Source organism: Streptomyces diversicolor, from assembly GCF_057537855.1.
Genome location: NZ_BAAJXA010000015.1, coordinates 1 through 19,168 on the forward strand (window position 1 = coordinate 1; position 19,168 = coordinate 19,168).

Annotated in this window: 16 protein-coding genes and 1 pseudogene; 10 read left to right on the top strand and 7 right to left on the bottom strand. The window is 67.8% G+C overall.

Annotated features, from left to right (window positions below):
• On the top strand, positions 1-289 hold a 289-nt coding region (locus AC27LF_RS19000), incomplete at its 5' end, for a hypothetical protein (protein ID WP_479657546.1).
• A gap of 353 nt (positions 290-642) precedes the next feature.
• Here AC27LF_RS19000 and AC27LF_RS19005 read toward each other — a convergent pair.
• The 4 genes from AC27LF_RS19005 to AC27LF_RS19020 all read right to left on the bottom strand — a co-directional run bounded on the left by AC27LF_RS19005 (position 643) and on the right by AC27LF_RS19020 (position 7,285).
• On the bottom strand, positions 643-2,703 hold the full coding sequence (locus AC27LF_RS19005) for a hypothetical protein (protein ID WP_479657545.1): 2,061 nt from the start codon (positions 2,701-2,703) through the stop codon (positions 643-645).
• A gap of 190 nt (positions 2,704-2,893) precedes the next feature.
• Complete coding sequence (locus AC27LF_RS19010; RefSeq protein ID WP_479657544.1) at positions 2,894-4,816, bottom strand: AAA family ATPase; 1,923 nt, start codon at positions 4,814-4,816, stop codon at positions 2,894-2,896.
• A 780-nt stretch (positions 4,817-5,596) separates the two neighbouring features.
• Positions 5,597-5,944 (bottom strand): YidH family protein, encoded by a 348-nt coding sequence (locus AC27LF_RS19015; RefSeq protein ID WP_479657543.1) that lies wholly within the window; start codon positions 5,942-5,944, stop codon positions 5,597-5,599.
• A gap of 3 nt (positions 5,945-5,947) precedes the next feature.
• Positions 5,948-7,285: a DUF1254 domain-containing protein gene (locus AC27LF_RS19020; protein ID WP_479657542.1), complete on the bottom strand. Its 1,338-nt coding sequence runs from the start codon at positions 7,283-7,285 to the stop codon at positions 5,948-5,950.
• A gap of 345 nt (positions 7,286-7,630) precedes the next feature.
• Here AC27LF_RS19020 and AC27LF_RS19025 point away from each other — a divergent pair.
• Positions 7,631-8,591 (top strand): annotated as a pseudogene (locus AC27LF_RS19025) (hypothetical protein).
• 81 nt (positions 8,592-8,672) lie between these two features.
• Here the strand turns inward: AC27LF_RS19025 and AC27LF_RS19030 are convergent.
• Positions 8,673-8,828, bottom strand: a complete 156-nt coding sequence (locus AC27LF_RS19030) for a hypothetical protein (RefSeq protein WP_479657541.1) — start codon at positions 8,826-8,828, stop codon at positions 8,673-8,675.
• Positions 8,829-9,243: 415 nt separating this feature from the next.
• Positions 9,244-9,933: a phosphate signaling complex protein PhoU gene (gene phoU / locus AC27LF_RS19035; protein ID WP_479657540.1), complete on the bottom strand. Its 690-nt coding sequence runs from the start codon at positions 9,931-9,933 to the stop codon at positions 9,244-9,246.
• 226 nt (positions 9,934-10,159) lie between these two features.
• On the opposite strand from phoU, the gene phoR reads away from it, so the two are divergent.
• Positions 10,160-11,419: a two-component system sensor histidine kinase PhoR gene (gene phoR, locus AC27LF_RS19040; RefSeq protein ID WP_479657539.1), complete on the top strand. Its 1,260-nt coding sequence runs from the start codon at positions 10,160-10,162 to the stop codon at positions 11,417-11,419.
• A gap of 5 nt (positions 11,420-11,424) precedes the next feature.
• Positions 11,425-12,096 carry a two-component system response regulator PhoP gene (gene phoP / locus AC27LF_RS19045; RefSeq protein ID WP_467163958.1) on the top strand — a complete coding sequence of 224 codons (672 nt, stop codon included), beginning with the start codon at positions 11,425-11,427 and terminating at the stop codon, positions 12,094-12,096.
• A 206-nt stretch (positions 12,097-12,302) separates the two neighbouring features.
• On the opposite strand, the gene AC27LF_RS19050 is transcribed toward phoP, so the two are convergent.
• A complete protein-coding gene (locus tag AC27LF_RS19050) occupies positions 12,303-12,995 on the bottom strand; it encodes a DUF461 domain-containing protein (RefSeq protein ID WP_479657538.1) in 693 nt (230 codons plus the stop codon).
• Between the two features lie 668 nt (positions 12,996-13,663).
• Here AC27LF_RS19050 and AC27LF_RS19055 point away from each other — a divergent pair.
• From AC27LF_RS19055 to rlmB, 6 genes are all read left to right on the top strand, one after another.
• Positions 13,664-14,146, top strand: a complete 483-nt coding sequence (locus AC27LF_RS19055; RefSeq protein WP_003953493.1) for a CarD family transcriptional regulator — start codon at positions 13,664-13,666, stop codon at positions 14,144-14,146.
• Positions 14,147-14,455: 309 nt separating this feature from the next.
• On the top strand, positions 14,456-15,232 hold the full coding sequence (gene ispD / locus AC27LF_RS19060) for a 2-C-methyl-D-erythritol 4-phosphate cytidylyltransferase (RefSeq protein ID WP_479657537.1): 777 nt from the start codon (positions 14,456-14,458) through the stop codon (positions 15,230-15,232).
• Entirely contained in the window at positions 15,222-15,773 is a 552-nt protein-coding gene (gene ispF / locus AC27LF_RS19065) for a 2-C-methyl-D-erythritol 2,4-cyclodiphosphate synthase (RefSeq protein ID WP_479657536.1), read from the top strand. The genes ispD and ispF overlap by 11 nt, the downstream gene beginning before the upstream one ends.
• A 61-nt stretch (positions 15,774-15,834) precedes the next feature.
• On the top strand, positions 15,835-16,239 hold the full coding sequence (locus tag AC27LF_RS19070) for a PPOX class F420-dependent oxidoreductase (RefSeq protein WP_479657535.1): 405 nt from the start codon (positions 15,835-15,837) through the stop codon (positions 16,237-16,239).
• Positions 16,240-16,679: 440 nt separating this feature from the next.
• Complete coding sequence (gene cysS / locus AC27LF_RS19075) at positions 16,680-18,080, top strand: cysteine--tRNA ligase (protein WP_479657534.1); 1,401 nt, start codon at positions 16,680-16,682, stop codon at positions 18,078-18,080.
• A gap of 95 nt (positions 18,081-18,175) precedes the next feature.
• Positions 18,176-19,117 carry a 23S rRNA (guanosine(2251)-2'-O)-methyltransferase RlmB gene (rlmB, locus tag AC27LF_RS19080; protein WP_479657533.1) on the top strand — a complete coding sequence of 314 codons (942 nt, stop codon included), beginning with the start codon at positions 18,176-18,178 and terminating at the stop codon, positions 19,115-19,117.
• Positions 19,118-19,168: the final 51 nt, after the last annotated feature.

Sequence of the window (19,168 nt, forward strand, 5' to 3'; positions counted from 1 at the left end):
TCACTCGTGGGGCCGGGCCTCAGGCATGCTCGCCTACATGAGTGCCTACAGCAGCGACCAGGACTTGAGCGTCACCGATGTTACCGGGAACGGCGTCGAGGTCGACGTGGCAACCAACCTGCTGAACGGCACCGTACGGCTGTCAGTGCTGTGGACCGATGAGATCTACCTGCGGCCGGATGACGCCGAGCGCGTCGCTCACGCCTTGCTACGAGCTGCCGAACACGGCCGCCGTATCGCCAAGGAACGAAGCTCAGGACCAGACAGCAGTACCGCTACCGACCAGTGAGTTACAACTTTCTCTACCGGTTCAAGGCGGCTCGCTCCGCTCCCCGCGCGCGGCCCGGCCCCCGGCCGGGCCTGCGCTCCTGCCTCCGTCCCGCTCCAGCCCGGCCGGCGCCCGTGCCGCGCTCATGGCAATCAGTCGCCTGATGCCAGAGAAGGGATACGTCGTGGCTGGGGCGATCGGCTCCACGGCTTTACGGAGCCACTTTGGCGCAAGCCTCGAAGATCATGGCCCCAACGTCGTGCTTTACCGGGCAGGTCCACAGACTGCCCGACGCGCCGCAAGCTTACGGGGCCATGATCACTCGCGCCAAAGCAGCGCCACCCCAAAGCCGCTACGCCGACCTGTGGCGCCGCTTACCGACGCATTACCCCTGCAATAGCCTCGATAATCGGCATCCATACCTCACGCTTGTCCTCAAAGGTCTGGACGCCCTCCCTCTTCTTGCCCGAAAATCGGTTAGGCATCCACTGGTTCGTAAGGTGAATCATCGGCCCATCGAGTGAAACAACACCTTGCTTTTGCAGGACTGAGATGACGCGCCTAAATTCGTCTCCCTTGATGGACTGCCGCCCCTCCAATTTTTTATCGAAGACCGCAGGAGTGCCTTTATGGCCATGGTTTCGCAGCAAATTCATCATCATTTTGATGAAGCGAGTTGCGCGCTCGTTCGGCTCAACACTCGGAAGCTCCATGGATTTCTGATAAGGAAACCATGGGTATCCGATTCGACGGCCTTCCGGGACCAGAATCTCAAAACTCTCCGTAGGAGGGTCACCCGCCAGTTGAGCTTCGCACAACAGATTACCCGTGAGTTCAAAAGTAACGCTGGCGCCGCCATCTTGGTGGTTATCGACCGTTCCGTTAGGGCGGAGGGAGATTTGAACACTATCCGCTGAAACGCGAAGATCTGAGCATCGAATGAAGCAGTCGGGGCCAAAGTTCGCAGAGCCAGAGCGGGGTCTAACCGTCACTACCCCAGGGAAAGTCAGGGAAAGCGAAGCCAAAGGACCCTTTAGATCTACAACCCCCTCCTGGTCGAGCAACACGTCAACGCGGACACTGTTACGACTACCAGAGCTCTCCCACAGGATAAGTTCCCCTTGCAACTGCAGAACGTCGCTAGCAGGCTCATTTCCAGCAGTAGGTTCACCACCTGACACGCTAACCGAAACCTCTACGTCATGACGCTCGGATGCCATAAGCGACGCATGAAGTGCAGCGAACTGCCACTCGTCTACCACAACGTCGTCTTCTTTTGCAGAAATGAACTCGAAGAGGAGTCCCGTAGAAAGACCCACCTCTTGCAGCTTTTCTCGAACTTCGATCCGACCAAACCGCTCTGCTGCAATGTACGCAGAGAAGACAGGATTAGCCCATCGATTTTCGGTGCGGAATGGGTGATCGTCAATGAATTCGCGAATTTTGTTCTTGTATTCCCCCTTCAATGGGTCTGGGCACCACGAGAGTTCGGGAGCGTCGGCATTCAAGAGATAGTGGGCGAGCCAGTCAATTTGCTCGGTAGGTGTATACATCTTGCTCGACGCCACCCCAAGCTGCTGAGCCAGTTTCTGAGTCTTCTCCTGTTCGCGCTTCAGGAGCTGTTCGATAATCTCACCCAGTACCCGGATTCTCCGGTCACTGCCCACCTCGGGCAGGAACGAGTTCCGAATCTTTAGTAGATTACCCTTTTTGAGGAGGAGGGCGACAGCATAGAGGACTGGAGCGTAGCCGATGAAGGAGTCCGCCTGACTTCCTTCTACAGCTCCAGAAAGAGCTTTGATAACCGTATCTCTAGCATCAATATAGGTCTCACTGTCCTTGGGCTGCGCCTCCCCTACATAGAGATCGATGTACTTTGTGCGCTGATCCGAATCAAAATGAGAAATCTCGTACCAGTTGACACTACTCCCGGGGAAGTTAGCCCAAATATCTTCCAGCACTCGCTCGCGACCAAAAAGGACTAGCGAGTGGTTTTTCTCTGACGCTGCAAAAAGCGTCAGAACGTACTCATACCATGAAGCTCCCGAGACCCTCATTCGCGCCTCATCGAGCGCATCGATCAGAATAAACGATCCCGGGGTGTCGGTCAGCAAATCGAGGCCATCGGATCTTCCCGTGTAGTCACGCAAGCGAGCTCGAAGCGCGTCGCCACTGACAGCCATATCCTCATTCAGCAACCACAAGGGAACCTGCTTCAGTGCCGAAACCTGCTTAGCCAAACAGGACTTACCTGTCGCACCCCTCGCAGAGATAAGTGTAATTAGGGGAGCGTCACTTGTATCCAATATTTCCAAATTCGGAGGAACGAAAGTAGCTTGAGGGCTCGAAATTCGAAAAGCGGTAGAACCCTGCCCGATAAAATTACCCTCAGGCAGCACTTCTAGGAAATCGGCGAATGAGAACACGCTATTCATGCACTCCACTCCTCAAGTCGGCGAGTTAGCGCAAATACTAGCGGTCAGGCGAGCCGGACGGAGGAAGAGTGCCATCCTGCCTGTAGCCCCGGCTACATCGGCCACGATCTTCGCCCTCCTCAGCCAACAGACCGACGTCCGTTCCCGAGGCAGTTGGCCAGACGGGACAGCGACTACGAAGCGACCCCGACTACCGCCGCCGAGCCAGGGATCGAACATTCTCCAGCAAGGCGTGCAGCAGGTAAGGGGGCCCCGCCGCAACTGTCCGGGTGGTCTCCAGGTACGTCGCCGCGTTCTTCCCGGCCACGCCCTCGCCGGCGCGGATGAGCTCCTGCCTGCGCTCCTCCCAAGTCGGCCAGTGCTGGTCCAGGTAAGTCTCCAGGGTGTCCTCGAAAACGGTGTAGCGACCTGTCGAGTCGTCGGCGGGCTGAGGATTCGGCGCCGTACCCAGGTACTGCAGAAGATTTGCGTTCTTGGTCCGATTCTTCCGTGCCTGGCGCTCGAACTCCTGCTCCTTCTCCTGACGCTGCTGCGGGATGAGGTGGCGCACCGACTCCCGCTTGCGCTCCTCCATGCCGGCGTCGCCATCGAACACGACATAGCAAGGCACACCCAAGGCGCTGAAGAGCGCGTCGGAGATCATGAGGTTGTCCTTGCCGTTGACCTCGATGACGCTGATGCCCTCCGCACCCAGATTAATTTCCGACCGGTCCGCGCAGCCGGTGATCACTCCCTCATCCCCGCGTCCCTCGACCAGCACTACGGCATGGGCGAAGAACCCCTCTGCCAGCGCACCTCCCAGCGTTCCCTCGGTCCTGCTTCTGATCACCTTCTTGTCGACGAGCCCGTCGAGGGCCCTGCACAGGTCCTCCTCCGTGGCCTGCCATACCTCGGTGAGGGGGTGGCCCTCACCAGCGGCGCGACAAAGGCGGCGAATCTGGTGGTAACCCTTCGGATCAATGAAGACCGGGTTGTGGGTGGCGTACGTGACTTGGGTACGCCCCTGCGGTGAGGTGGCGACCAACTCGCGGAGTACCTTCGCGAAAGTCCGCGCCTGCGGCGGGTGCTGGAACAACTCGGGCTCCTCGATGGCCAGACACAGCGTCCGCATTCCGTCGGCCGGACGCCTGCGGTCGGCCAGGTACTTCAGCGCCGCAATGATCAGAGCGCGCTGGAAGCCGTGCCCTTGCCGGTGCACGGAGGTATGAGCGGCACCGTCCCGGATGCTCACCTGGAAGGTGGTTCGGGCCGGCCTCGGCGCCTGCACCGTGGGAGTCACGACAACCTCACGTCCGGTGGTGAACTTGGCGACCTCCGCGGAAAGCGCGGCCGACACCTCGTCCAGCACGGGGCCATACACCTTGCTGTGCACCTCCTGCCGGGCTAGATGAGCGGTCTCCTCGATCTCACCGAGTTGCTCATTTGCCTGCGAGCGGTCCACGGCGTGATCGAGGATCCGGCCGAGTGCCGTCGCCTTCTGGTCGTCGGCCTCCTCGTACGCCCGCAGGTCAGCGGAGACGAACACGAAGTCGATCAGCTGGGCGAGCCTGCTTTGCCCGGCAAAGCCGAAGAAGTGCGTGTCCTCGATCTCGGCCTCGGTGAGGCGGTCGCGGTTGGCCAACTCCCAGGTGCGCATCGCCTCCAGGACCTTCTCTTTGGTGCCGGCGGACGGCAGGCCCAGGCTCGGATCGCTGTCCTTCAACTGGTCATAAGCACGGCGCAGTTCCATGGCCTTCTCGTTCTTGCGCACCTCCTCAAACGGACCGTATGCGAGCGCCTTGCCTGTGATCTTGTCCTCACCGTTCTGCCAAGTCCGCCAGATGCTCACGCTGGCGGCGCCGTCGGGTGCGTATCGCCCGAGGGTCTGGCGATCATGATCGGTGAGCCCGTCGAACTCCACCTCGACGGAGATACGGCTGTCCTCCGCAGCCGAGTGGACGTCGTCGTCGCTGAGGGAGACGCCCTTTTCGCCGTTGAAGAACCAGTCGAGCGCACGCAGCACGGTGGACTTGCCGACTCCCGTCGGTCCGATGAAGGAGGTGATGTCTTCAAAGGACACGTCCACCTTGTGCAGACAGCAGAAGTTCTCGATGCGTACGCGCTTGATCTTCACGATCGTCCTGTGCGTTGATGCTGGCGGGGCATTTGAAGACCCCTGTGACGATCGTGACGCTAGCAGCATGTCTGGCAGCCCATCAGCTGTTTCGTCAGGATGAGTGATCCTTTTTCGCACCGCCGTTCCGGGGCGAGGGCAGCAGCAGAGATTCAGACATTCGACTCAGTCCCGCGTCCAGGGCCCCGTGCCCGGTGTTGCGGGACGAAGGTTTCGTGCCATGCCCGTGCCAGATCCTGCGGGGACCAACGGGGAAGGGCCACGGAACCACCAGGGCAGGTAGAGCCCTTTGCTGCAGGTAAATGAGCTGATTGACCCCAGACGACCTGAGGGCCCCGGCGCCATGGCCACGGGTCGGCCGTCGCGGCGTGCTCTGGTCGACGGCACCGGCAGCGTGGCTGAGACCGGTGGGGGGTACAGCGAGGCACACGCGCGCCTGATCGGTCGGCGAACCCACCGTCGTTGCTGAGTGTCGTCGGCTGAGGCTCAGACGGGTCACATCGAGGGAGCCGCCATCGGTCGAGGGCAGCCCGCACGCGGCAATACTGGGCCGTCCCTGGGCCGTCCGAGGCCGCTCGACAGCAGCCAACAGCGACGAACGTCGACCGCCGGACGGCAGCCGTATGCCGCTCAGACCAGCAAAAACCCAGCTCCCCAAGATCCCCGGCAAGACTCAGGGCAAGAAGAAGTAAGGGTCCACCTTCTGAGCCCCGGGTCTGTGAGTTGTTCGTGGGCGGGGGCTTTTTGGTGGCGGTGGGTTGGGGGCAAGGGGTGGGGCTGTCAGATGAGGACGATGATGGCGAGGAGTGCGAGCAAGGTGATCAGCGTGGCTGCCGTGATGAGGGCGAATCGTGCGGGGGCGTAGAGGCCGGCTTCGAGTTGTTGTCCGACGGCTCGGTACCGGTAGGTGCCGTATCCGCTGATGAGCACCCCGGCGAGGAGGAGGATGCCTCCGGAGGCGATGGCGTGGATCCCTCGGTGGGGGGCGAATTTGGCGACGGCTACTCCGAGAGCGGCCATGCTGATGCCGGTGCGCAGCCAGGCAAGGTACGTGCGTTCGTTGGCCAGGTGGCCCCGGGCGCGGCTGCCGGTGTTCGGGGACGGGCCCTTGGGCGTGTCCGGGATCACGGTTCAGCTGGTTCGTTGCACGGGTGGCGGCGCCCAGGCTCCGGTGATGGCGGGCTCCTCGGGCCAGTAAAGGCGTAGGAAGAGGTTGAAGCTGCCCTCGGGTGCTGGAAGCCAGTTGCTTTCGCGGTCGGGTCCGGGGTGGTCGTGCTGGACGTAGATGTCCAGGGAACCGTCGGAATTGGTGCGCATACCGCTGCGGTCGCCGATTGCGTAGCGGTCCAGGGGGTTGTCGACGAACAACTGGCGATCGTTCATCATCGTCAGGGACCAGAACCCGCGGGCAGGCGGAGTCTGGCCCGCATCGAAGTGCAGGACATAGCGGTTGGCGCCGTCAAGGGGCTCTCCGCTCGCGTCGGTGGTGGCGTGCGGATAGAGAGCGTCGATGTCAAGGTTGGCGCCATAGCCGACCCAGGTGACGATTGCGCGCTTGGCATAGTCAGTCCCGTAGTCGCCGAGGCCCCGATGAATTGTCCATCCGTTGACCTGATTTCCGGGGGACTCGGCCTGGGCCATGAGATCGTGCAACACCTTGGGGCCGCGGGCAGCCGCGGCGTTCAGTGCGGCCAGCACTTCCTCCGGTGGACTGTCGAGAGCCGCGCCGGGCGGGATGCCGAGCCGGGTCAGGCGGTCCAGGAACGCGGCGTCAGCGGGGTAGGGCGGGTTCTCGACCATGAGCTGGTTCAGGAGCGCGAAATACTCCCGGCCGCTGAGATGGTCGACCTGGTCGACGGGCGCGGTGGTGGTGTCGACTTGGACCGCGACAGGGACGTCACTCGGCGGAGTGTAGTCGTCGGGATTCCCGGTCCACTGTGACAGAGGAATGAGCCGGGTGCGGTCCTGAAGGCGGTGAACGGCGGGGTAGTCCGATGGACCACTGGTGGCATACCGGGCGATGATCCAGTTCACGGCCGTGGGCGATCGCAGCACCGTCACGCCCTCCGGGGCCTTTCCGGACCAGGAAGGCCCGGCCAGCAGGAACGGGCCGGCCTTCGGGCCGTGCCGGCGCTTGCCGGGGACAGCGAAGACATCGGACCAGGCGTTGAGGATCGGCACCATCCAGAACCTGTCCCCGAAGTCGGGAAGGCTGAGCACCAGTGGCTCTTCGGCGAGGTCCAGCCATGCGCTGGAGTAAAGCGTGTCGGCATTCGGGGAGACGACCTCGGTGAATGAGGCATCCGGGGTGCGGCGCATGTAGCTGAATTGGTTGACCGGAGCCTTGCGCCGATCATCGTCACGGGTCGCGACCGCTGTCATGACGTCCTTGGACACGGCCGCCGTCATCAGCGGGTACCCGTACAGCCACGCCTCCGTCGCCAACTGCTCCAGCTGCTCATCCGCCATCGGCTTCTCCTGGGCACTCGCAGGAACCCTCGCACGATCCACACTAGGGAGCCCGGTCATGACCCGCACTCTCAGCACTGGCTACCACCAACACACTTGAAAATCGCGTTTTCTGCCCGGTCTCACTCCACCAGGCAAGCCGACAGCGGCCGGGTGGGGCCGTGTGATGACGCGGGGCGGTAGGTGGTCCGTGGTCCTGGGGAGGGGCCGGGGAGATGAGTGAGGGGCGGGGAACGCTTCGTGGGTGGAGGCGAAGGGTCCCAATCGGACGAGGAGTGGGAGCGCTTCCTGCGGTAAGCCGAGGCCGGGGCGCCGGGCGTGCCGGAGGAGCCGTCGCGGGCCCGGATGGTGGCGCGACGGCTGCGGGAGGAGACCGGCCCGCCGGAGCCGTGGCGCGGTCACGGAACGGCCCGGCCGCGCGGGCGCAAGGGCTGGTACGTGGCCGGTCTGCTGGCCGTGGCGCCGGCACCTGGCCGGCTGACCGGCTGGTTCGGGGGCGGTGACGGCGGCGAAGACGGGCCGCTCGCCGTGGAGTCGGCGCGTCCGGACCAGCCGCCGCTGACCGAAGCGGCGCAACTTCCCACTCTGGAACGGCCGTTCAAGGGTCGCCCGCCGCGCGGTGGAGGGACGGGGCGGCCGGGATCGGTCTGCCCGAGGCCCGGGCGACCGGCTGGATGAGCGAGACGCAGGTCGCGCAGGCACTCGACAGGACCAGGGACTTCCTTGCCGCGTCCAGCCTGAGTCCCGCCGTACTGCGCGGAGCGGCCGGGCAGGGCGGCCGCCCTGATCAACCCGCATCAGCAGGACGTGCAGGACTACTTGGCGACCGCGTTTCGCACGCCCAGTCGCGAGAACGACCCCCTGCTGCTGTTCAGCCGGTTCGACACGGCGCGGGTACGGCTCGTCGGGCACGTGGTCAAGACCCGGGGCCGGATCGCGTACCGGGAGGTGAGCGCGGCGCGGTCGAGGTGTCCACCGACGTCACGTACGTCTGTCCGGTCGCATCCGCGGCGGGGGACGGCGACGAGGTCACGCGGACCATCGTGCGCCGTGAGCCCGTGGTGAGCTGGGACGATCCGGCGAAGGTGGTCGTCGAGCCGGGGACGTTCTCCCTCGTCTCCTACAGGGTGGACACCACCAACGGCGGCTGCGGCACCTTCACCGGTCACCTCACCCCGCGGTCCGGTGCGGACCGCGGCGGCGCGGGAGACGGGCCCGAAGTGCCCCGTGCGACCGGAGTGCGTCGATGGACGCGCGGATGCGGGAGGCCGGCGACGCCGGGTGCGGGACCGCCTCGCGGCTGTGAGCCACCGGCACAGCCGGGCGGTGTGCGCCGAAGGCCCGGGCGACGTGAGTCACCCGGGCCCTTGTGCTGCGATGGTCGTCGTCAGCCGCACTGGCAGGGGTTGCCCGACTGGCACCCACAGCCGCAGCCCGAGCCGCAGCCGCACGCGCCGATGAGCGGGAGGTTCCTGATCTCGGTGGGCTGTTCGGTCTCGCGCTCCCGCGTGGGGTCGGGCATGGTGCTGGGGGATTCGGCCATGGGTCCCTCCTGGAGGCCTAGAGGCTGGCGCCTGGTGCCTTTTGCCCATTCCATGCCCGTTCCCTCGGGCGCATCAACGGCGCACGGAGGCGCCCGCACATCCGGAGCGCACACGTCCGACCCCCGCGCTTCCACCACCCGAGCCAGAACCGCCCCCGACCCGACCGCCCGCTCCCAGCTGAAGAAGCCGGGCCCGGCCCTGGACCGGTCATCCGAACCCGGTCAACGAGCGAGGACGAACCCGGTCTACGAGCCAGGAGGAACCTGGCGGTCAACGAGCCGGTACGAACCCGGTCAACGAGCCAGGAACCCGGTCCATGAGCCAGGGAGCGGTCTCGAACAGTCAGAGTCCGGTTCCGGCCCGGTCGGCTGTATGCGGCCGGGGCCGTTCGTTCCCCGTCCGACCCCCGGAGGGCTACGCCCCTTCGACCCCCGTAACCGGCTGGATGTCCGGCTGCAGTTCGTCCGCGTGCTCGCCCGTCACCAGGTACACCACGCGCTTGGCGACGGCCACCGCGTGGTCGGCGTACCGCTCGTAGTAGCGGCCGAGCAGGGTGACGTCCACGGCGGTCTCGATGCCGTGCTTCCAGCGGTCGTCCATCAGGTGCTGGAACAGGGTGCGGTGCAGCAGGTCCATCTCGTCGTCGTCCTGCTCCAGCTGGAGCGCCAGGTCGACGTCCTTGGTGATGATGACCTCGGCGGCCTTCGCCATCAGCCGCTGCGCGAGCTGGCCCATCTCCAGGATGGTGGCGTGCAGGTCGTGCGGGACCGCGCGCTCCGGGAAGCGCAGCCGGGCCAGCTTCGCCACGTGCTGCGCCAGGTCGCCGGACCGCTCCAGGTCGGCCGACATGCGCAGGGACGTGACGACGATCCGCAGATCGGTGGCCACCGGCTGCTGCCGGGCCAGCAGGGCTATCGCCCGTGCCTCAAGGTCGTGCTGGAGTTCGTCGACCTTCTGGTCGGCTTCGATCACGCTCTCGGCCAGTTTGAGGTCGGAGTCGAGGATCGCCGTCGTGGCGCGCCCGATGGCCGATCCGACCAGCCGGGCCATCTCCACCAGTCCGTCGCCGATCGAGTCCAGTTCCTCGTGGTACGCGTCCCGCATCAGGGTTCCCTCTCGTACGTGTCCTTCGGTGGGGTTTCCGGGGCCGGGGCCCGTGGTGAAACCAGGCGGTGCGGACCCCACGCTCCCACGGTCCGGCTCGTACGCGTCCGTTTCTGCCACCCCAAATGAACCAATACTGGCTCCAAGGTGAACTCTGGGCGACGAGTGTTCGAGGTCGCACCCCGACGGCTGTGGGCATGTCGTACCCCATGCCTAACCTGGATGCATGGACGTGAACGCGGCGGTCGCCGCAGCGGCAGCGATCGCCGGGGTGCTCACCGGCGTCATCGCCATGCTGGCGTTCCGCTGGAGCGAGCGGGAGCAGAAGCGCCCGACACGGACCTCCCTGCATACGGACCCGGTGCTTCCGCCGGGTGTGGACACCGTGCTGTCCGTGCTCCGCTCCTCCGCCGTCGTGCTCGATGAGGCCGACGCCGTCGTCAAGGCCAGCTCGGCCGCGTACGCCCTCGGGCTGGTGCGCGGCGGCAAGCTGGCCGTGGAGCCCATGCTCCAGATGGCGCGGGACACCCGGCGCGACGGCGAGATAAGGCAGGTCGAGCTGGATCTTCCCCGGCGCGGGACCGGCCGGGGCGAGGCGCTGGCGGTGTCCGCGCGGGTGGCGCCGCTCGGCTCAAGACTGGTGCTGCTCCTGGTCGAGGACCTCACCGAGGCCCGCCGCATCGAAGCGGTGCGCCGCGACTTCGTCGCGAATGTCAGCCATGAGCTGAAGACCCCGGTCGGGGCGCTGTCCCTGCTGTCGGAGGCCGTCATGGACGCCTCCGACGACCCGGAGGCCGTGCAGCGCTTCGCCGGCCGCATGCAGATCGAGGCGACCCGGCTGACCAACCTGGTCCAGGAGTTGATCGACCTGTCCCGGGTGCAGAACGACGACCCGCTGGAGGACGCCGAGCCCGTCCGGGTCGACGAACTGGTCGCCGAGGCCATCGACCGCTGCCGCCACCAGGCCGGCACCAAGCAGATCACCATGGCCGCGGGCGGCACCGCCGACCTGCATGTCTGGGGGAACCGCGGCCAGCTCGCCGCCGCCCTCGGCAACCTTGTCGAGAACGCCGTCAACTACTCACCGGCCCGCACCCGCGTCGGCATCGCCGCCCGCCGGATCAGCGGGTCGGGCGGCGACATGATCGAACTCGCGGTGACCGACCAGGGCATCGGCATCTCGGACAAGGACAAGGAGCGCATCTTCGAGCGCTTCTACCGCGTCGACCCGGCCCGCTCCCGGGCCACCGGAGGCACCGGTCTGGGTCTCGCGATCGTCAAGCACGTGGTCGCCTCGCACGGCGGGGAGGTCACGGTGTGGAGCGCCGAAGGCCAGGGCTCCACGTTCACCCTGCGGCTGCCGGAGGCGGGTGCGGCCCGCGACCGCGCTCAGCAGCACCCCGACCTCGACGAAGAGGACGGGCAGTCACCAACCCACGACCCGACCGCGTACGAAACGCTTTCCGCCCCGGAGGTCCTTCCGTGACCCGAGTGCTCGTCGTCGAGGACGAGGAGTCCTTCTCCGACGCCCTGTCGTACATGCTCCGCAAGGAGGGCTTCGAGGTCGCCGTGGCGGCCACCGGGCCCGACGGACTCGACGAGTTCGAGCGCAACGGCGCCGACCTCGTCCTCCTCGACCTGATGCTGCCGGGCCTGCCCGGCACGGAGGTCTGCCGCCAGCTGCGCGGCCGCTCCAACGTCCCGGTGATCATGGTCACCGCCAAGGACAGTGAGATCGACAAGGTCGTCGGCCTGGAAATAGGAGCCGACGACTATGTCACCAAGCCGTTCTCCTCGCGCGAGCTGGTGGCCCGTATCCGGGCCGTGCTGCGCCGCCGCGGCGAGCCGGAGGAGGTCGCTCCGGCGGCCCTGGAGGCCGGCCCGGTCCGGATGGACGTCGACCGGCACGTGGTCACCGTCTCCGGCTCCAAGGTCGACCTGCCGCTCAAGGAGTTCGACCTGCTGGAGATGCTGCTGCGCAACGCCGGGCGGGTGCTGACCCGGATGCAGCTCATCGACCGCGTCTGGGGCGCCGACTACGTCGGCGACACCAAGACCCTGGACGTCCATGTCAAGCGCCTGCGCGCCAAGATCGAGCCCGACCCGGGCGCGCCGCGCTACCTGGTGACGGTCCGCGGCCTCGGCTACAAGTTCGAGCCGTAAACCTCAGCGCACACGGTGAAGGGCGGCGCCCGAAGAGCGCCGCCCTTTGCCGTACGGCGCTGTCGTCCCTTGCCGTACGGCGGCGTCGTCCCTGCCGTACGGCGCTGTCAACCCTGCCGGAACAGCGGTGTCGTCCGGCCGTACGGCGGTGTTGCCTCGCCGTACGGCGACGGTGTCGAGGTCGGTCCGGTGGCCGGGCCGATCGCTCAGTGACCGGCCGGCGTGCCGGAGGCGGAGGCGGAGGCCGGGTCGCTCGCGGAGGCGTCGCCCGCCGCCGCGTCGCCCGCGGAGGCCGACGGGTCCGCGGAGGTGCCGCTGTGCGACGGCTTGGCGCTGTTGCTCGCGGCGGCGCCCGGGGCCGCCGGGGCCGAGGCGGTGGCCGACGGGATCTCGCTCGGACCCCAGGAGCTGAAGAAGCTCTCGGCGGGCACCACGAAGGCGCGCAGGCTCACATCACCGGTCTTGCTGAAGGTGAAGGTGATCTTCTGGGCGTTGCCGTCCTGGACCGCCTCGCGACTGCTGGGCAGCACGGCGGAGGCGTTGTTCTTGCCGCCGAGGATCAGCGAGCCGCCGGGCGGGATGGTGAGCGACTTGCCCTTGGCGGGGGAGAGCTGGGCCGACTTGTTGGTGCCGGCGACGACGATCGACTGCAGCGTCTCGTCGGTGCTGCCGTCGTTGAAGATGGTCGCGGCGATCACCGCGGGTCCCGTGGACTGCAGCTCGGGCTGGGTCACGACGATCGCGTTCTGCACCTTGAGATCACCGACCTTCGTGGCCGCGTTGTCCGGCTTGATCTCCAGGGTCTGGGCGTTGTTTCCGGCGCCGCATGCGGCGAGCGAGGCGATCGAGAACACGATGGCGGAGGCGGCGAGGGCGCCGCGTCGAAGGCTGCTGCTCACGGCGGCGGCAACTCCTTGAACGCAGGGGCGGCTCCCTGATAAAGCCGCCCTAAGTATCTGTCGGCGCGCTCAGGCTACCGAGCCGTTCCCGCGCGCCCGCACCCGACCCTCCCCAAGCGCCCCGCGTCCCTCCCGCAGGGGTACGCGGGGATGTGCAGGGGCCCCCGTGGGGGTGTGCAGGGTCCCGCGGGGGTACTACGCGGAGGGCAGTCCCACGCCGCACAAGTGACTCCCGAGTCACTTTGACTCCGATTGGCTCCGCGCTCGTCCGGCATTCACATAACAGGTGGCGCAAGATTTCCGTGAAGGAATGCAGGGACGCTTCGGATATTGATCACGTACCGCTCGTCCGGACGGCTGTGATCAATTCCGGATTCGTCTCGTACCCGGCTCGGGCCGCCGAACGGAGTAGCGGAAGTCGCACGCCTGGAACCGGACAAATAGGGACGTTCGTCCAGTTGGAGGTGCCTCCAGAGGTGTGTAACGCGGGCGTTTCTCGTCGGCCGAAGAAGTGCTCCGACCTGCGAATACCTGCTTCCGGTGACCCCGCGAAGCACGTTCCTGTCGCAGTTGTCAAGCCCCGAGATATGCCCTGACCTGCGAAAACGCCATTCAGAAGACGCCGTATCCGTGTTACCCTGGATAGCCACGGAAGGGGTACCTGTCACATGACGTTCAAGGTTGGCGACACCGTGGTCTATCCCCATCATGGGGCCGCGCTGATCGAGGCCATCGAAACTCGTCAGATCAAAGGCGTGGACAAGACCTACTTGGTGCTGAAGGTCGCCCAGGGTGACCTGACGGTGCGTGTGCCAGCGGACAATGCGGAGTTCGTCGGCGTGCGTGATGTGGTCGGTCAGGACGGGCTGGACCGGGTCTTCGAGGTGCTGCGCGCGCCGTACGCCGAGGAGCCCACGAACTGGTCGCGTCGATACAAGGCAAATCTGGAGAAGCTCGCCTCCGGCGATGTCATCAAGGTCGCGGAAGTCGTGCGTGACCTGTGGCGTCGTGAGCGCGAGCGTGGACTCTCCGCCGGTGAGAAGCGCATGCTCGCCAAGGCCCGCCAGATCCTGGTGAGCGAACTCGCCCTCGCGGAGAACACCAACGAGGACAAGGCCGAGGCCCTGCTCGACGAGGTGCTCGCGTCCTGACACGAGGCAGGCTACGCCCGCTCTGCTCAGCACAGTGAAATGCCGCGGTGCCCGATGACGATCTCCTGTCGCCGGGCGCTGCGGCATGTCCGTCCCCGCAGGCATCCGACGTCCCGGATACGCGTGTCCTGAAGGTCGTACGCCTCGGGGAGAAGCCCCCGTGCACCGGGGGAACCCCCGGATACTCGATGTGCCGGGCCCGGGCAGCAGGCTCGACCGGGGTCACGGAAGGGTCCGGTCAAGCCGTCGCGCCCGGCACTCTCCAGGCCATACCCACCAAGGCCGAGCACACAAACCTGACAGGAACCGATGTCTGACGTTTCGCGCCCTTCCCCCGCGCCGTCCCTCGTCGCCGCCGTGATTCCGGCCGCCGGCCGGGGCGTACGCCTCGGTCCGGGCGCTCCCAAGGCGCTCCGCGCGCTGGGCGGTACCCCCATGCTCATCCACGCGACGCGCGCGCTCGCCGCGTCCCGCGCCGTCTCCCTCGTGGTCGTCGTGGCCCCGCCGGAAGGCGCCGCCGAGGTCAAATCGCTGCTCGACGCGCACGCGCTGCCCGGGGACACCCCCAGTGGTAGCTGGGGCAGGACGGACTTCCTGGTCGTGCCCGGCGGGGACTCGCGCCAGGAGTCCGTGCGGCTCGGCCTCGACGCGCTGCCGCCGGAGTACGGCATCGTCCTCGTGCACGACGCGGCCCGCCCGCTGGTGCCCGTGGACACGGTGGATGCGGTGATCGAGGCGGTCCGGGACGGGGCGCACGCCGTCGTGCCCGCGCTGGCCCTCGCCGACACCGTCAAGGAGGTCGAGCCCGCCGCGCGGCCGGGCGTGCCCGAGCCGGTGGTGGCGACGCCCCCGCGGGCCAGGCTGCGCGCGGTGCAGACGCCGCAGGGCTTTGACCGGCAGACGCTGGTGCGGGCCCATGAGACGGTCACCGACGACGTGACCGACGACGCCGGCATGGTCGAACGGCTCGGCGAGCGGGTCGTGGTCGTGCCGGGCCACGAGGAGGCGTTCAAGGTCACCCGCCCCCTGGACCTGGTCCTCGCCGAGGCGGTCCTCGCCCGCAGGAGGCTCAACGATGGCTTCTGACGCATCCGGAACCGCCGGTGCCTCCGGCGCCTTTGACGCTTCCGGCGTCGCCGATCGGGGGCCGGTGCTGCCCCAGGTCGGCATCGGCACCGACATCCACGCCTTCGAGGAGGGCCGCGAACTGTGGTGCGCCGGCCTGAAGTGGGAGGGCGAGGGCCCCGGCCTCGCGGGCCACTCCGACGCGGACGTCGTCGCGCACGCCGCGTGCAACGCGCTGTTCTCCGCCGCCGGCCTCGGTGACCTCGGGCAGCACTTCGGCACCGGGCGCCCTGAGTGGTCCGGCGCGTCCGGCATCACGTTGCTCACGGAGGCGGCCCGCATCGTGCGTGCCGCCGGCTTCCGCATCGGCAACGTCGCGGTGCAGGTCGTCGGGGTCCGCCCGAAGATCGGCAAGCGCCGTGACGAGGCCCAGAAGATCCTCTCGGCGGCGGCCGGCGCCCCCGTCTCCGTGTCCGGCGCCACGACCGACGGCCTGGGCTTCCCGGGCCGGGACGAGGGGCTGATGGCGATCGCCACGGCACTCGTCGTGCGGGTGGACTGACGGCGTGCGAGGGTACCCGCTAAGTGACCGCATCGTCACCGCAGACCAGGAGGTACCCCGCATGTCCGCCGCCCTGTCCGACCGGCTCAAGGCCCTGCTCGACACCCCCGTCTTCATCGTGCTCGGCACGCTCCAGCCCGACGGCAGCCCGCAGCTGTCCCCTGTGTGGGTGAAGCGGGACGGCGACCAGCTCCTGATCTCCACGACGGCCGACCGCCGCAAGAAGCTCAACCTCGACCGCGACCCCCGGGTGAGCGTCGTCGTGCAGGACCCCGACTCGCCCTACGAGTACGCCGAGATCCGCGGCGTCGCCGAACTGACCACCGAGGGCGGTCAGGAACTCATCGACGAACTCAGCCTGAAGTACACGGGCAAGAAGTACGCCGAGTTCAACCCCGCGTCGGCCCAGGACGCCGAGCGGGTCGTGGTCCGGATCACCCCCCGCAGGGTCGCCGGCTCCGTGTGACCCGCGCGCGTCCGGTTCGGCACGGGCCGCCGTGGTCCGGTCCCGCACGAGCCGCCGTGGTCCGGTTCGGCACGGGCCGCCGTGGTCCGGCGGGCGCGGCCGGGCGGCGAGTCGGCGCCCGGAGCACATGGACGCGTGTCCGACCTGGGGCGGACCCCGCACCAGCGCAAGGAGAGGCCGGACCGGCTGCCCGACGTCATCGAGCGAGGCGCCCTGCGCCCCACTCGGCGACCGGCCGGAGTGCGGGCGGCCGGGTCCGGGCGGCACGGAGCCCGGGACCGTCGGCGCCGTGGCCGGCCCGGGCGCTCGGCTCGCCGCCGGGCCCGAGGGCCGAGCGTGCCGCCGCCGGCCGGCCGTGGTGGCGCGCGCGATGTCACGAATGCGTGGCCCTTGGGCGCAAGGGTCGCGAGGCACTGCCCCGCGCCCACTACCCTGGAGTGGTGACCATTCGCCTGTACGACACCAGCGCCCGGCAGATCCGTGACTTCACCCCGCTCACGCCGGGTTGTGTCTCGATCTACCTGTGTGGCGCCACCGTGCAGGCGGCACCGCACATCGGGCACATCAGGTCGGGCCTCAACTTCGACATCATGCGCCGCTGGTTCGAGTACCGCGGCTACGCCGTGACCTTCATCAGGAACGTCACGGACATCGATGACAAGATCATCGCCAAGGCCGGTGAACAGGGCCGCCCGTGGTGGTCGATCGGGTACGAGAACGAGCGCGCGTTCAACGACGGCTATCAGGCGCTGGGCTGCCTGCCGCCGACGTACGAGCCGCGCGCCACCGGTCATGTGCCGGAGATGGTCGAGATGATGCAGGGGCTCATCGAGCGCGGCCACGCCTACGCGGCGGACGGCAACGTCTACTTCGACGTGCGGTCCTTCCCGCGGTACCTGGAGCTGTCCCGGCAGGAGCTGGACAACCTCCAGCAGCCCGCCGGCGTCGGCGAGACCGGCAAGCGGGACCCGCGCGACTTCGCCATGTGGAAGGCCGCCAAGCCCGGCGAGCCCACCTGGTCCACGCCGTGGGGGCCCGGACGTCCCGGCTGGCACCTGGAGTGCTCCGCCATGGCGCACAAGTACCTGGGTGCCGCGTTCGACATCCACGGCGGCGGCCTCGACCTGATCTTCCCGCACCACGAGAACGAGATCGCCCAGGCCAAGGCGTACGGCGACGACTTCGCCCGCTACTGGGTGCACAACGCCTGGGTGACCATGGCCGGCGACAAGATGTCCAAGTCGCTGGGCAATTCGGTGCTGGTCTCCGAGATGGTCAAGCAGTGGCGGCCGATCGTGCTGCGCTACTACCTCGGCAGCCCGCACTACCGCTCGATGATCGAGTACAGCGAGGAGTCGCTGCGCGAGGCCGAGTCGGCGTTCGCGCGGATCGAGGGCTTCGTGCAGCGCGTGATGGAGAAGGCCGGGGGAGTCGTCGAGCCCGCGGCCGAGGTCCCGCCCGCCTTCGCCGAGGCCATGGACGACGACCTGGGCGTCCCGCAGGCCCTCGCGGTCGTGCACACCACCGTCCGGCAGGGCAACTCCGCCCTCGCCGCCGACGACAAGGAGGCCGCCGTGGCCCGGCTCGCCGAGGTGCGGGCCATGCTCGGCGTCCTCGGCCTGGACCCGCTGGACGCGCACTGGGCCGGCGAGGCCGACCGCGGCGAGGACCTGCACGGCGTGGTCGACAGCCTGGTACGGCTTGTCCTGGACCAGCGCGAGTCCGCCCGCGCCCGCAAGGACTGGGCCACCGCGGACGCCATCCGCGACCAGCTCAACCAGACCGGCCTCGTCATCGAGGACAGCCCGCAGGGTCCCCGCTGGAGCCTCGGCCCGCGCTGAGCCCGCCGGGAACCCGGTGAACGGTGCCGCCCGGCCGTCCGGGCGGCACACCGCACAGACATACGTACGACGCTTCAACAGACAGGTAGTGGGTCATGGCCGCGAACAACCGCCGCATGTCCGGCAAGAAGGGCGCGCAGGTCGGCAGCGGCGGCAAGCGGCGCCGGAGCCTGGAGGGCAAGGGACCGACCCCGCCCGCCGAGATGCGCAAGGGGCACGCCAAGCAGCGCGCCGCCGCGGCGCGCACCCGCCGCACACAGGGCCGTCCGCCGCAGCGCCGGGGCGCCGGAAAGTCGTCGTCCGAACTGGTCGTCGGCCGCAACCCGGTCGTCGAGGCGCTGCGCGAGGGCGTGCCCGCCTCCACCCTGTACGTGCAGCAGTTCATCGACAGCGACGAGCGGGTCCGTGAGGCCCTGCAACTCGCCGCCGAGCGCGGCGGCATCAACCTCATGGAGGCGCCGCGCCCCGAACTGGACCGGATGACGGGCGGCCTCAACCACCAGGGGCTGGTTCTTCAGGTCCCGCCGTACGAGTACGCCCACCCGGAGGACCTGGTCGGCGCCGCCCACGACGCGGGTGAGGACCCGCTGATCGTGGCCCTCGACGGGGTGACCGACCCGCGCAACCTCGGTGCCGTCGTGCGCTCCGTCTCCGCCTTCGGCGGGCACGGTGTCGTCGTCCCCGAGCGCCGTGCGGCCGGCATGACCGCCGGCGCCTGGAAGACGTCCGCCGGTACGGCAGCGCGTACACCCGTCGCCCGCGCCACCAATCTGACCCGTGCCCTGGAGGCGTACAAGAAGGCCGGGATGGTCGTCGTCGGTCTCGCCGCCGACGGGGAGGCCGAACTCGGCGCCCTGGACGCCCTGGACGGCCCGGTCGTGATCGTCGTCGGCAGCGAGGGCAAGGGGCTGTCCCGACTGGTCGGCGAGACCTGCGACTTCAGGGTCCGCATCCCCATGCCGGGCGGCGCCGAGTCGCTGAACGCGGGCGTGGCGGCCGGCATCGTGCTGTACGAGGCGGCACGCCGACGGGCCTGAACGCGCATGCGTCAGTCCACCCGTACGGGTTAATTCCGGCGTCCAGGACAT

Coding starts and splice junctions, on each gene's coding strand:
- phoR (WP_479657539.1), top strand. CDS start 10,160: ATGGACGTGAACGCGGCGGTCGCCGCAGCGGCAGCGATCGCCGGGGTG.
- ispD (WP_479657537.1), top strand. CDS start 14,456: ATGTCTGACGTTTCGCGCCCTTCCCCCGCGCCGTCCCTCGTCGCCGCC.
- AC27LF_RS19070 (WP_479657535.1), top strand. CDS start 15,835: ATGTCCGCCGCCCTGTCCGACCGGCTCAAGGCCCTGCTCGACACCCCC.
- AC27LF_RS19020 (WP_479657542.1), bottom strand. CDS start 7,285: ATGGCGGATGAGCAGCTGGAGCAGTTGGCGACGGAGGCGTGGCTGTAC.
- AC27LF_RS19005 (WP_479657545.1), bottom strand. CDS start 2,703: ATGAATAGCGTGTTCTCATTCGCCGATTTCCTAGAAGTGCTGCCTGAG.
- ispF (WP_479657536.1), top strand. CDS start 15,222: ATGGCTTCTGACGCATCCGGAACCGCCGGTGCCTCCGGCGCCTTTGAC.
- phoU (WP_479657540.1), bottom strand. CDS start 9,933: ATGCGGGACGCGTACCACGAGGAACTGGACTCGATCGGCGACGGACTG.
- rlmB (WP_479657533.1), top strand. CDS start 18,176: ATGGCCGCGAACAACCGCCGCATGTCCGGCAAGAAGGGCGCGCAGGTC.
- AC27LF_RS19030 (WP_479657541.1), bottom strand. CDS start 8,828: ATGGCCGAATCCCCCAGCACCATGCCCGACCCCACGCGGGAGCGCGAG.
- AC27LF_RS19055 (WP_003953493.1), top strand. CDS start 13,664: ATGACGTTCAAGGTTGGCGACACCGTGGTCTATCCCCATCATGGGGCC.